Consider the following 11,308-nt stretch of genomic DNA (forward strand, 5'->3'; position numbering starts at 1 on the left):
CTCGCTTGCCCTGCTCCGGTCCAGACCGTACGGTCAAAGGGACAGCGAGGCCGAATCATGGCCACGTGGCGGCAAAGGGAGGGTCGGATGCCCAGGCTCTTTACCGGAATAGAGGTGCCCCCCGAAATCGGCCTGGCCCTCTCTCTCAAGCGCGGCGGCCTCGCTGGCGCCCGCTGGATCGACCCCGAAAACTACCACATCACCCTGCGCTTCATCGGCGATGTCGACCACCATGTCGCCAATGAGGTGAGCGACATGCTCGACCGCCTGGCCGACAGCGAGTCCTTCTCCATCAGGCTCGACCACCTGGGCTCGTTCGGCGGCAATACGCCGCGTGCCCTGTTTGCCGGCTGCTCGTCCAACGCCGCCCTGCTCCGCCTGCAGGCCGCGCAGGAGCGGGTACTGCAGCGCTGCGGGCTTTCGCCCGAAAGCCGCAAGTTCGTACCGCACGTCGCCCTCGCCCGCCTGCGGGGCATCCCGGCCGAGGAAGTGGCCCGCTTCATCGCCCTCTCGGGCCGCTTCACCCCGCTCGAATTCCCCGTTCGCCGCTTCGTCCTCTTTTCTTCCAAGGACTCGGTCGGCGGCGGCCCCTACCTCGTCGAGCAGGCCTATCCGCTGGCGGCATAGGGGGCGGTGTTAACGCTTCTTTTACCCTGCGGGCCCAAACAGAAAATCGCGCGACAGACGGCGTCAAATTGCCGACATGATTGCCGCTAAGGTCGCCTCTAACTCAAAATGCGCGACCGGTTTGAGACCTTGGTAACCATACCGTGGCAGGATGCTCAGGTGCTGGTTGCGCAACTTCGGACAAGGATGTTCGGGCGATGACATCATCTCGTTTGGCGCTTGCGAGCCTCGCGGCCGCAGCTATGTGCGCCACCCTTGCGGCGCCGGTCTCCGCGCAGGAAATCAAGCAGTTGGGGACCTACAAGGCGTGGACCGCCTGGACAGGCGCCGATTCGAGCGGCGCCATGTGCTACATCTCGGCCCAGCCCGAGGATTGGAGCCCCAAGGAAGTGAACGGCGCGCCGGTGCGGCGCAGCCCGATCCACTTCCTCATCATCAACAGGAAGGGCCTCGGCACCAAGAACGAGGTCCAGACCCAGGTCGGCTATCCCTTCGCCGCAAATGCAGGCGTCGTCGCCACGATCGACGGCCGGAGCTTCCCCATGGTCACCGAGGGCGAGGCCGCCTGGCTCGCCGTCGAGGCTGACGAACCCGGCTTCGTCGAGGCACTCAAGGCCGGCTCCAAGCTCGTTGTCACCGGCACCTCGCTGAAGGGCAACAAGATGACCGACAACTACAACCTGTCGGGCGTCACTGCCGCGCTTGGCGAGATCGCCAAGGCCTGCGCCTGACGGGCGTGCAACTGGCCCGCCCACCTGACCGTTCGGTATCCATGACTGTCCGCGCCCTCGCTATCGCCGCCATTGCCCTGCCCGCTCTGGCCACCACGGCCCTGGCGCAATCGGTCCAGCTGCTTGGCGAATACCGCGACTGGTCCGCCTATTCGGCAACCGAGTCGACCGGCCCCGTCTGCTTCGCGCTGAGCAAGCCTACTGAGGTCAGCCCCAGCCCCGACGACTTCAGCGAGGCGTTCCTCTACCTCACCAATCGCCCCGGTGAGGGCGTGCGGAACGAGTTGAACCTCGTCGCCGGCTTTACCTTCGCGCCCGACACCCCTGCCACCATCAGCATCTCGGGCCAGACCTTCGAACTGATCACCGACAAGGATGCGGCCTGGCTGCTCGACCCCAGCCAGGGCGAGAACCTCGCCGGCGCGCTGCGGGCGGGATCGACCCTGGTCGTCGAAGGCACCAGCGACAAGGGCATCCGCATCACGCAGACCTTCTCGCTCTCCGGCGCCACCGCCGCGAGCCGCGCCATCGAGAGCTGCACCGGCTGACCGGCGGCGAAAACCGTCAAGCCTCGCCCCTGATCCACTCGAGCTTGTGCCGCCCCTGCCCGGGGTCGCCCAGCAATTGCGCCAGCGCGGGTAGCAGCACGCGCAGCTCGCCCTCGAGCGTGAAGGGCGGATTGACGAGGATCATCCCCGAACCATGCAGGCGCGGCGGGTTCGACGCCGGGCGGACGCTGACCTCGGCCCTCAGCATCTTCGGAATGCCCGTCGCATGCAGCCCCGAGATGAAGTCGTGCACCGCGCGCGTATCCTTGAGCGGGTACCACAGCGCGTAGATGCCGTTGGCGAACTTCCTGTGCCCCTTCACCAGCCCATCGATCATGCGGTCGAACTCACCCTTCTCCTCGAATGGCGGATCGACCAGCACCAGCCCTCGCTTCTCCTTGGGCGGCACATGCGCGTTGAGCGCCAGCCAGCCGTCGAGATGGATCACCCGCACCTGCACGTCGCCCTCGAACAGGGCGCCGAGGCGCTTGACGTATTCGGGATGCAGCTCGAGCGCCGATAGCCGGTCCTGCGGCCTGAACAGCTTCCGGACCAGCAGCGGCGAGCCCGGATAGGTCTCGACCCCGCCACCCGGGTTCATCTCGGCGATCACCTTGAGATAGGGCTCGGCCAGCGCCTGCGCCTTCTGCGGCAGCGGCGTCTTGAGCAGCCGCCCGATCCCGTCCACCCACTCGGGCGAGCGCTTGGCGATCTCGCCGGTGAGGTCGTACCTGCCGATCCCCGCATGGGTATCGATCACCCGGAAGGCCGCATCCTTCTTCTGCAGGTACTGGACAAGCCGCGTCAGCACGATGTGCTTCATCACATCGGCGAAGTTCCCGGCATGGAAGGCGTGCGAGTAGTTCATTCGGAGCGTTCCCAGAAATAGTGCGGATCGGTTGTCCGGTCCGACACTTAGTGACGCGCCTGCGCCGTGAGGATGGTGGCGGCGAAAGCCGTGAAGATCGCGGCAAAGCTCCAGTTCAGCGCCCGCTCGATCCACTTGCTGCGCTTGAACGCTTCGGCGAGCCAGCCGGCAGCGAAGACGATCAGTACACCGAGCGGAATCGACAGCACCACGAACTGTGCGCCGAGGAACAGCAGCTTGCCCGCCGCCGCCGGATCGTGTGCCTCGACGAACTGCGGCAGGAAGGTCACGAAGAACAGGACGACCTTGGGGTTGAGGAGATTGATTCCGAGCCCGGTCGCATAGCTCTGCCACAGCGTCGGGGTCTTCTTCGCCGCCTCGCTGAGCCGCAGCCCGCCACCATGGGCGATCGCCTGCCACGCCAGCCAGATCAGGTAGACAGCGCCACCGATCTTCAGCGCCATGAACAGCGGCGGCGCGGCGAGGATCAGCACCGAGATGCCGAAGGCGACGAGCGTGGTGTGCACCATGATCCCGGTCATCGCCCCGAACATCGCCGCCAGCCCATGCGCCCGTCCGTAGTTGATCGCACGGCTCATCTGCAGCGCCATGTCGGGGCCGGGCGTGATCATCAGGACGAAGGTGGCGACCGAAAAGCCGAGAATGACGGCAAGGTCGGGGACGAAGGAGGGCATGAAGACACCGAGGGGTTGCGTCTCGTCGTCTTTGACACGCCCAGCACCCGCTTGCCAGCCCCATCGCCGGCAGGCGACAAGGGAGCATGCCCAACACGCTGATCACGCCGATCGACCAGGACGACCTGGCGCGCGTCGCCGACCTCGCCCATCGCATCTGGCCCGAGGCCTTCGCCGGCATCCTGCCGGCCGACCGCATTCCCGGCATGCTCGCCGAGATCTACGCGCTCGACGCCCTACGGGCCGATACCGCCGAACGTGGCCACCAGTACTGGCTCGCCACGCTCGACGGGCATGACGTTGGCTTCGCCTCCGCGTACCGCACCGATGGCCGGGTGTGGATCAAGAAGCTCTACCTGCTCGCCGAAACGCGCGGGCTGGGGCTCGGCAAGGCACTGATCGCCACGGCCCGCGCCCATTTCGGCGCCGAGCTGCCGGTGGCCCTCTACGTCAACGACGGCAACGCCGCGGCCATCGCATTCTACCGTTCCCAGGGCTTCGAGGTCGAAAAGCATGTGCCGGTGCAGATGGGCCCCTACCAGTTCACCGACTACGTGATGCTGAAGCCCGCCTGAGCAGCGCTGAGCACGTAAGCAAGAGTCCCACATCCTGAAGGGCGCCCGCGTGCAGCCCGCGCGGGCGCCTTTCATTTGCGCCCCCGCTCCCCGCGCAACCGATGTAATCGATTTCTGCGACTTAAATCGTTCTTAACTCGCGCTGATTAGCGTTCTCCGCTTGGGATTATGGGGTTTGAGGGGCCTGAACAGAAGTGAAGGCACGGGGCGATTCCGATCAGCGGGCGGCCGATGCGTTGCTGCTCAATGCGACCTTGCAGTCCATTCCATATGGCTTCTGCGTGTGGTCGTCGCAGTTCAAGCTGCTGATGTTCAATCAGCACTATCTCGATATCTATGGCTTTCCCTCGCGCCGCGTGCGCAAGGGCATGACGCTCGAAGCGATCGTCAAGCTCTCGTCCGAGATGGGCAACCATCCCGAGGAGTCGCCGGCCGAGTTCCTCGCCGCCTACAAGCAGGAACTGCTCAACAATCGCTCCGGCGCCCGCGCCAAGGTGCGTGAGCGCGTCGCCGGCGATCGCTGGCTCGAGACGGCGCATGTCTACTCGCCCGGCCTCGGCTGGGTGGTGACGCACGAGGACGTCACCGAGGAGATCGCTTCCACCGAGATCATCCAGCGCCGCAAGCGCGAACTCGAGCGCCAGAACATCCGGCTCGATGCGGCCGTGAACAACATCAGCCAGGGCCTCTGCATGTACGACCCCAAGGGGCGGCTCGTGATCTGCAACCAGCCCTACCAGCGCATCTACGGGCTGCCCGACTACCTGATGAAGCCTGGCACGCAGCTCGACGACATTCTCGCCCACCTGTTCGACGAAGGCATGCAGGCCGGCGCCAACCGCGAGGAGTACATCCAGTGGCGGCGCGAGGTGATCGCCCGCGGCGAGTACGGCAAGAACGTCCACGAACTCAACGGCCGCACCATCATGATGCAGCACCATCCCATGAAGGATGGTGGCTGGGTCACCACGCATGAGGACATCACCGAGCAGCGCCAGCAGGAAGAGCGGATCCGCCATCTTGCCCGCCACGACGCGCTGACCCAACTGCCCAACCGCCTCCAGTTCCTCGAGGAGATGGAAGCCGCCGAGCCGGGCCTCGATCGCGGCGACCATATCGCGGTGCTCTGCATCGACCTCGACCACTTCAAGTCGGTCAACGACACGCTCGGGCACTCGCTCGGTGACAAGCTGCTGCAGCAGGTTTCGGCACGCCTCTGGGGTGCAACGCGCGAGAACGACGTGCTGGCGCGCCTCGGCGGCGACGAGTTCGCGCTCCTCCTGCGCGACGTCTCCCAGCCCGCCGAAGCCGCCGCCATTGCCGAGCGCATCGTCAAGGCCATGTCGAACCCCTTCACGATCGACGGCCACCAGCTCGTCATCGGCACCTCGGTCGGCATCGCCATGGCCCCGCAGGACGGCGAGACGGCCGAGACGCTGATGAAAAACGCCGACCTTGCGCTCTACAAGGCCAAGAACGAGGGGCGCTCGACCTACCATTTCTTCGAGCCGGGCATGGATGCCGCCATCCAGAAACGACGCACCATCGAGGCCGGCCTGCGCCTCGCGCTTGCCAAGGGTGAGCTCAAGCTCGTCTTCCAGCCGCTGGTCGGTTTGAAGGAGAACCGCATCACCTGCCTCGAAGCGCTGCTCCGCTGGCACACCGCCGATCGCGGCATCGTCTCGCCCACCGAGTTCATCCCGGTTGCCGAGGAAACCGGCCTCATCGTCCAGATCGGCGAATGGGTGCTGCGCGAGGCCTGTCGTACCGCGGTCACCTGGCCTGCCGGCGTGCGCGTCGCGGTCAATCTCTCGCCCGTCCAGTTCAAGAACAAGCGCCTCTACGAGACGGTCGAAGCGGCGCTGCGCGAAAGCGGGCTGTCGCCCACCCGGCTGGAACTCGAGATCACCGAGTCGCTGCTGCTCTCGGACAACGAGCCGACGCTCAAGACCCTCCATCGCCTGCGCGCCCTGGGCGTCCGCATCTCGATGGACGATTTCGGCACCGGCTACTCGTCGTTGAGCTACCTGCGCAGCTTCCCCTTCGACAAGATCAAGATCGACCGCTCCTTCATGCGCGACCTGAAGTCGAAGGGCGACAGCCTTGCCATCATCAAGGCGGTGATCGGGCTCGGCCAGTCGCTCGGCATGTCGACCACCGCCGAGGGTATCGAGACCGAGGAACAGCTCGCCGCCGTGCGCGACCATGGCTGCAGCGAGGTCCAGGGCTTTCTCTTTTCCCCACCCGTCAGCGCGCAGAAGGTCACGGAGATGCTGGCCGAGCAGGATCGCCCCAAGCTCCGCGTCGCCTCGTGATTTGTCAGCCTCCCCGTGCGGGGCAATAGTGCCCCATGGGAGGAGGCCATGCACCAGTCCGCCTATGACAGCCTGCTGGCCTCGGCCCGCTACCAGTGCCGCGGCTCGACTGATGCCGAGGATCTGCTGCACGAGGCGCTGATCGAAGCCGTGCGCGCCGGCCGTGGCGACCTTTCGCGTCCCGAGCACCGGCGCTGGCTGATGGGTGTGGTGCGCAACAAGGCCCGCATGGCGGCGCGCTCCGCCCACCGCCGTCGGGAGCGCGAAACCGCCTGGCACGACCTCGCGGCACCACCGCCCGCGCCTCCCGGCGAAGCCGCCCTCCATTTTGTCGCAACCCTGCCGCCCGCCCTCAAGGCCGTCGCCGCCCTGGCCCTGTCGGGACACACTAGGCGCGAGATCGGCTATCTGTTGCGCCTCGACGATGCGGCCCTCCGCCAGCGCGTCATCGCGCTCAAGAAACGGATACTGAACGCCGGGATCGAGATGCCCGCGGGCCTCCCCGGGCTCGGCCTCGATCTGGCCTATGGGCGCATCCGCGACGCGCTGTTGCCGGCACTCCTGCGCGAAGGCGGCATTTTTGCCAGCCACGATCCCGACGGGCATCTTTTTGTCGTCCGTCGCTCACAATCCGTCGAACCGCGGCAACTAGGGTCGTCAGGCAAACAAAGGAGCCCAGCATGATCCCCAAACCGCACCGCGCCAGCATCGTCTTCTACGTCGCCGATATTGCTCGCACCGAAGCCTTCTACCGCGACACGCTCGGCATCGAGCTCAACCGGCTCGAAGGCGCAGAGCCCTTCTGGCTGCAGGGCACCCTCGACCAGGGCCTCGAGCTCGTATTCTTCGAGATGGAGGGCGTGCGCGGCAACACCCCGGCCCTGATCTTCGACATCGCCGAGGGCGGCATCGACGACGTCGTCGCGGGGCTGGTCGAAAAGGGCGTCACCATCGTCACCCCGGTCAGCGAGGCCCCGGGTGGCTGGAGCGCCGACTTTCTGGATCCGGATGGCTTTGGTCTGGGCCTCTACCAGTCGGGCGACAAGCCGCGATCGCTGAAGAAGGCGTAAGCCGAAGCGGGCTCTTGACAGATTCCGCAACTCAGCTATTCGGCGATTTTTCTTGAGAATGCGGCTCGTGTCCGATAAGGGGCGCGCTATCTCCAGAAAATCCGATCGGCCCCGCCCCTCATGTCTTTGCGCAACATCGCAATCATTGCCCACGTTGACCACGGTAAGACCACCATGATCGACGTCCTGCTCAAGCAGTCGGGCTCGTTCCGCGACAACCAGCGCGTTGAAGAGCGCGCGATGGACTCGAACGATCTCGAACGTGAGCGCGGCATCACCATTCTGGCCAAGGTCACCTCGCTGGTCTGGAAAGATACGCGCATCAACATCGTCGACACTCCCGGCCACGCCGATTTCGGCGGCGAGGTGGAGCGCATCCTGTCGATGGTCGATGGCGTGGTGATCCTCGTCGACGCCGCCGAGGGCCCGATGCCGCAGACCAAGTTCGTGCTGGGCAAGGCCCTGGCCCAGGGTCTCCGTCCGATCGTCGCGATCAACAAGATCGACCGTCCGGACGAGCGCCACCTCGAAGTGCTCGAGGAAATCTTCGACCTGTTCATCGCGCTCGACGCGACCCCCGAGCAGCTCGATTTCCCGGTGCTCTACGGCGCCGCCAAGCTCGGCTGGATGTCCGACAAGCCGGAAGGCCCCAAGGATTCCCTCGCCCCGCTGCTCGACAAGGTGCTCGAGTACGTGCCGGAGCCCAAGGTCGAAGCCGGCCCGTTCCGCATGCTGGTCACCACCATCGAGCGCAACCCGTTCCTCGGCCGCATCCTGACCGGCCGCATCTTCTCCGGCTCGGTCAAGGCCGGCGACGCCATCCATTCACTCGGCCGAGACGGCAAGGAAGTGGAGAAGGGCCGTGTCTCCAAGGTCCTGGCTTTCCGCGGCCTCGAGCGCACCCCGATCGACGTTGCCGAAGCCGGCGACATCGTCGCCATTGCCGGCCTCGAGACCTCGACCGTCGCCGACACCCTGACCATCCCCTCGGTCAGCGAGCCGCTGCCCAGTAAGCCGATCGATCCGCCGACCCTGTCGGTCACTTTCCGCATCAACGACGGCCCGCTGGCCGGCCGTGAAGGCGACAAGGTGCAGTCCCGCGTCATTCGCGAGCGGCTGCTGCGCGAAGCCGAAGGCAACGTCGCTATCCGCGTCACCGAGGGCGAGGACAACGATTCCTTCGACGTCGCTGGCCGTGGCGAATTGCAGCTTGCCGTGCTGATCGAAAACATGCGCCGCGAAGGCTTCGAGCTCACCATCGGCCGTCCGAAGGTGGTCATGCGCGAAGAGAACGGCGTCAAGCTCGAGCCGATCGAGGAAGTCATCATCGACGTCGATGACGAGCACACCGGCGTCATCGTCCAGAAGCTGACCGAGCGTAAGGGCGACCTCGTCGACATGCGCCCCTCGGGCGTCGGCCGGACGCGCCTGCGCTTCTACGTCCCCACCCGCTCGCTCATCGGCTACCAGCCCGAGCTGCTGTCGGACACCCGCGGCACGGCCATCTTCAACCGCCTGTTCCACGAGTACCAGCCGTTCAAGGGCGCCCTGCCGGGCCGCCGCACTGGTGTGCTGATCTCCAACGGCACCGGTCAGGCCGTGACCTACGCGCTGTGGAACCTCGAAGAGCGTGGCGCGATCATGATCGACGGCGGCGTCGACATCTACGAGGGCATGATCATCGGCGAGCACAACCGCGAGAATGACCTCGAGGTCAACGCGCTCAAGGGCAAGCAGCTGACCAATATCCGCACCACGAGCAAGGATGAAGCGGTTCGCCTCACCCCGCCCAAGAAGCTCACCCTCGAGCAGTCGCTCGGCTACATCGCCGACGACGAGTATGTCGAGGTGACGCCCAAGTCGATCCGCCTGCGCAAGATTGCCCTCGATCCGAACGAGCGCAAGAAGATGATGCGCGCCGCCAAGGCGAGCTGAGGCAACGAAGGCCCCCTCACCCGGTCCTACGGACCGACCTCTCCCTTGGGGGGAGAGGTCGCCGCATAGCGGCGGGTGAGGGGGCCTTGCCCCACTGCAATGGAGTATCGCTTGGCCACCTGGATCACCCAGATCATCACTGACCTCGGCTATGTCGGCATTGCCCTGCTGATGCTGCTCGAAGCGGTGTTCCCGCCCATTCCCTCCGAGCTGATCGTGCCTTTTGCTGGCTTCGCCGCCGGCCAGGGGCAGCTCAGCTTCGTCGGCGTGATCCTAGCCGCCACCATCGGCTCGCTGGTCGGCATGCTGCCCTGGTACTTCGCCGGACGCCTCTTCGGGCTCGAGCGGGTCAAGTGGCTGGCCGACCGCATCGGGCGCTGGTTCGCCTTCAATGCCGACGAGATCGACTATGCCGCGCGCATCTTCGAGCGCTGGGGAAGGCCCATCGTCCTCGTCGGGCGGCTCTTTCCGATCCTGCGCACGCTGATCTCGGTCCCAGCCGGCCTCGCCAAGATGAACTTCGCCACCTTCGCGCTGTTCTCGGCCATCGGCATGCTGATCTGGAACACCGTGCTGGTCAGCGCCGGCTACCTGCTGCACGAGCACTACCACCTGGTCGAAAGCTTCATCGATCCGCTGACCTGGGTCGTCCTCGCCGCCGTGGTCGGGCTCTATGTCTTCCGCCTCTTCACCTGGCGCCCGAGCCGCGTAAGCGAGAAGACCTGACGCGTTGCGGCAGTTCTCAGCTCAACTGAAGTGCGCCAAGCTACCGTCTCTCAACACAAAACTGGCCCATCGGCTTGTCGCTAGGCACATCGCCCCCTAAATAGGGCGACGAACCCGAGGGCGCCCCATGACTTTTGCCATTCTGCAGACGCTGAGCTTCATTCTGAACATCGTCTGGTGGATCTTTCTGATCATGATCATCATGAGCTGGCTGATCAGCTTCAACGTGATCAACACCCGCAACCAGTTCGTCGATGGCATCTGGCGCGTGCTCAACCAGATCACCGAGCCGATCCTGAAGCCGATCCGCCGCGTCATCCCGCCCGTCGGCGGGCTCGACCTGTCGCCGCTGATCGTCTTCGTCATCATCTTCTTCCTGCAGAACCTCCTGGCCTCCTGGGCCGTGGGCCGCGTGCTCTGACAATGTCCACGCTGCCGGCCGGGTTCGAGATCTCGACCGATCCCGGCCGGATCGACATCGACTACGTGCACACCTATCTCAGCGCCGACAGCTACTGGGCCCAGGGCATCCCGCGCGATCTCGTCGCCCGCTCGATTGCCGGCTCCCTGGCTTTCGGCCTCTACGGCCCCCAGGGACAGGCCGGCTTCGCCCGCGTCATCACCGACGGCGCCACCTTCGCCTGGCTGGCCGACGTGTTCATCGATCCGGCGCAGCAGGGCAAGGGCCTCGGCAAGGCGCTCGTCGAGGCCATCCTCGCCCACCCCGACCTGCAGGGCCTGCGCCGTTTCATGCTCGTCACCGCGGACGCGCACGGCCTCTACGAGCAGTATGGCTTCACCGCCATCGACCGGCCCGAGCGGCTCATGGCGATCGTCCATGCCGATCCCTACCGGGCCCCGTGACCGCGCCGTTCGAACGCCTGCACGACGGCCTGCGCCTCCACCTGCGCGTCACCCCCAATGCCGCCACTGACCGCATCGAGGGCATCGAGCAGCGCGATGACGGCACCGCCGTGCTCCGCGTCCGTGTCAGCGCCGTCCCCGACAAGGGCAGGGCCAATGCCGCCGTGATCGTGCTCCTCGCAAAAACCCTCGGCGTTCCGAAATCGGCGATCACGCTCGTTTCGGGCGAAACGGCGCGCCTGAAAACCGTGCGGATCGCCGGCGACCCCGAAACGCTCGTTCTCAACCTCGAAAAGCTCGGCTGAGCGAGAATCGGCGCACCTTGCGCCGTCTGCGACGATTTGGCACAAGTTT

The 11,308-nt window shown here is 65.6% G+C and carries 14 protein-coding genes; 12 read left to right on the plus strand and 2 right to left on the minus strand.

The window, feature by feature from the left end; all coding sequences use genetic code 11:
• Positions 1–87: 87 nt before the first annotated feature.
• The 3 genes from thpR to PRN20_RS01335 all read left to right on the plus strand — a co-directional run bounded on the left by thpR (position 88) and on the right by PRN20_RS01335 (position 1,906).
• A complete protein-coding gene (thpR, locus tag PRN20_RS01325) occupies positions 88–627 on the plus strand; it encodes an RNA 2',3'-cyclic phosphodiesterase (RefSeq protein WP_273955150.1) in 540 nt (179 codons plus the stop codon).
• A 197-nt stretch (positions 628–824) separates the two neighbouring features.
• A complete protein-coding gene (locus PRN20_RS01330) occupies positions 825–1,358 on the plus strand; it encodes an invasion associated locus B family protein (RefSeq protein WP_273955152.1) in 534 nt (177 codons plus the stop codon).
• Between the two features lie 41 nt (positions 1,359–1,399).
• Positions 1,400–1,906 (plus strand): hypothetical protein, encoded by a 507-nt coding sequence (locus tag PRN20_RS01335; protein WP_273955153.1) that lies wholly within the window; start codon positions 1,400–1,402, stop codon positions 1,904–1,906.
• A 16-nt stretch (positions 1,907–1,922) separates the two neighbouring features.
• Here PRN20_RS01335 and PRN20_RS01340 read toward each other — a convergent pair whose 3' ends face one another.
• Both PRN20_RS01340 and PRN20_RS01345 read right to left on the minus strand, forming a co-directional pair.
• Complete coding sequence (locus tag PRN20_RS01340; protein WP_273955155.1) at positions 1,923–2,774, minus strand: 23S rRNA (adenine(2030)-N(6))-methyltransferase RlmJ; 852 nt, start codon at positions 2,772–2,774, stop codon at positions 1,923–1,925.
• A gap of 47 nt (positions 2,775–2,821) precedes the next feature.
• Entirely contained in the window at positions 2,822–3,469 is a 648-nt protein-coding gene (locus PRN20_RS01345) for a LysE family translocator (protein WP_273955156.1), read from the minus strand.
• Positions 3,470–3,555: 86 nt separating this feature from the next.
• Between PRN20_RS01345 and PRN20_RS01350 the strand changes: the two genes are divergently transcribed.
• From PRN20_RS01350 to PRN20_RS01390, 9 genes are all read left to right on the plus strand, one after another.
• Positions 3,556–4,044 carry a GNAT family N-acetyltransferase gene (locus tag PRN20_RS01350; RefSeq protein WP_273955158.1) on the plus strand — a complete coding sequence of 163 codons (489 nt, stop codon included), beginning with the start codon at positions 3,556–3,558 and terminating at the stop codon, positions 4,042–4,044.
• A gap of 194 nt (positions 4,045–4,238) precedes the next feature.
• Positions 4,239–6,359, plus strand: a complete 2,121-nt coding sequence (locus tag PRN20_RS01355; protein WP_273955159.1) for an EAL domain-containing protein — start codon at positions 4,239–4,241, stop codon at positions 6,357–6,359.
• A 48-nt stretch (positions 6,360–6,407) separates the two neighbouring features.
• Positions 6,408–7,043, plus strand: coding sequence for an RNA polymerase sigma factor (locus tag PRN20_RS01360; RefSeq protein ID WP_273955161.1), 636 nt, complete (start codon positions 6,408–6,410; stop codon positions 7,041–7,043).
• On the plus strand, positions 7,040–7,429 hold the full coding sequence (locus tag PRN20_RS01365) for a VOC family protein (protein ID WP_273955163.1): 390 nt from the start codon (positions 7,040–7,042) through the stop codon (positions 7,427–7,429). Before PRN20_RS01360 ends, PRN20_RS01365 begins: the two co-directional genes overlap by 4 nt.
• Positions 7,430–7,549: 120 nt before the next feature.
• A complete protein-coding gene (gene typA / locus PRN20_RS01370; protein ID WP_273955166.1) occupies positions 7,550–9,364 on the plus strand; it encodes a translational GTPase TypA in 1,815 nt (604 codons plus the stop codon).
• A 111-nt stretch (positions 9,365–9,475) separates the two neighbouring features.
• Positions 9,476–10,090 (plus strand): DedA family protein, encoded by a 615-nt coding sequence (locus PRN20_RS01375; RefSeq protein WP_273955168.1) that lies wholly within the window; start codon positions 9,476–9,478, stop codon positions 10,088–10,090.
• Between the two features lie 127 nt (positions 10,091–10,217).
• Positions 10,218–10,511, plus strand: a complete 294-nt coding sequence (locus tag PRN20_RS01380; RefSeq protein WP_273955169.1) for a YggT family protein — start codon at positions 10,218–10,220, stop codon at positions 10,509–10,511.
• A gap of 2 nt (positions 10,512–10,513) precedes the next feature.
• Positions 10,514–10,954 (plus strand): GNAT family N-acetyltransferase, encoded by a 441-nt coding sequence (locus PRN20_RS01385; protein WP_273955171.1) that lies wholly within the window; start codon positions 10,514–10,516, stop codon positions 10,952–10,954.
• Entirely contained in the window at positions 10,951–11,259 is a 309-nt protein-coding gene (locus PRN20_RS01390) for a DUF167 family protein (protein ID WP_273955173.1), read from the plus strand. The genes PRN20_RS01385 and PRN20_RS01390 overlap by 4 nt, the downstream gene beginning before the upstream one ends.
• The last annotated feature ends 49 nt before the right edge of the window (positions 11,260–11,308 follow it).

The organism is Devosia sp. ZB163, from assembly GCF_028613635.1.
In the GTDB taxonomy this organism is placed as follows: Bacteria; Pseudomonadota; Alphaproteobacteria; order Rhizobiales; family Devosiaceae; genus Devosia_A.

Excerpts from the sequence above, each read along its gene's own strand:
- PRN20_RS01380 (WP_273955169.1), top strand. The coding sequence starts at position 10,218 with ATGACTTTTGCCATTCTGCAGACGCTGAGCTTCATTCTGAACATCGTC.
- PRN20_RS01340 (WP_273955155.1), bottom strand. The coding sequence starts at position 2,774 with ATGAACTACTCGCACGCCTTCCATGCCGGGAACTTCGCCGATGTGATG.
- PRN20_RS01330 (WP_273955152.1), top strand. The coding sequence starts at position 825 with ATGACATCATCTCGTTTGGCGCTTGCGAGCCTCGCGGCCGCAGCTATG.
- PRN20_RS01335 (WP_273955153.1), top strand. The coding sequence starts at position 1,400 with ATGACTGTCCGCGCCCTCGCTATCGCCGCCATTGCCCTGCCCGCTCTG.
- typA (WP_273955166.1), top strand. The coding sequence starts at position 7,550 with ATGTCTTTGCGCAACATCGCAATCATTGCCCACGTTGACCACGGTAAG.
- PRN20_RS01345 (WP_273955156.1), bottom strand. The coding sequence starts at position 3,469 with ATGCCCTCCTTCGTCCCCGACCTTGCCGTCATTCTCGGCTTTTCGGTC.
- thpR (WP_273955150.1), top strand. The coding sequence starts at position 88 with ATGCCCAGGCTCTTTACCGGAATAGAGGTGCCCCCCGAAATCGGCCTG.
- PRN20_RS01360 (WP_273955161.1), top strand. The coding sequence starts at position 6,408 with ATGCACCAGTCCGCCTATGACAGCCTGCTGGCCTCGGCCCGCTACCAG.
- PRN20_RS01385 (WP_273955171.1), top strand. The coding sequence starts at position 10,514 with ATGTCCACGCTGCCGGCCGGGTTCGAGATCTCGACCGATCCCGGCCGG.
- PRN20_RS01350 (WP_273955158.1), top strand. The coding sequence starts at position 3,556 with ATGCCCAACACGCTGATCACGCCGATCGACCAGGACGACCTGGCGCGC.
- PRN20_RS01365 (WP_273955163.1), top strand. The coding sequence starts at position 7,040 with ATGATCCCCAAACCGCACCGCGCCAGCATCGTCTTCTACGTCGCCGAT.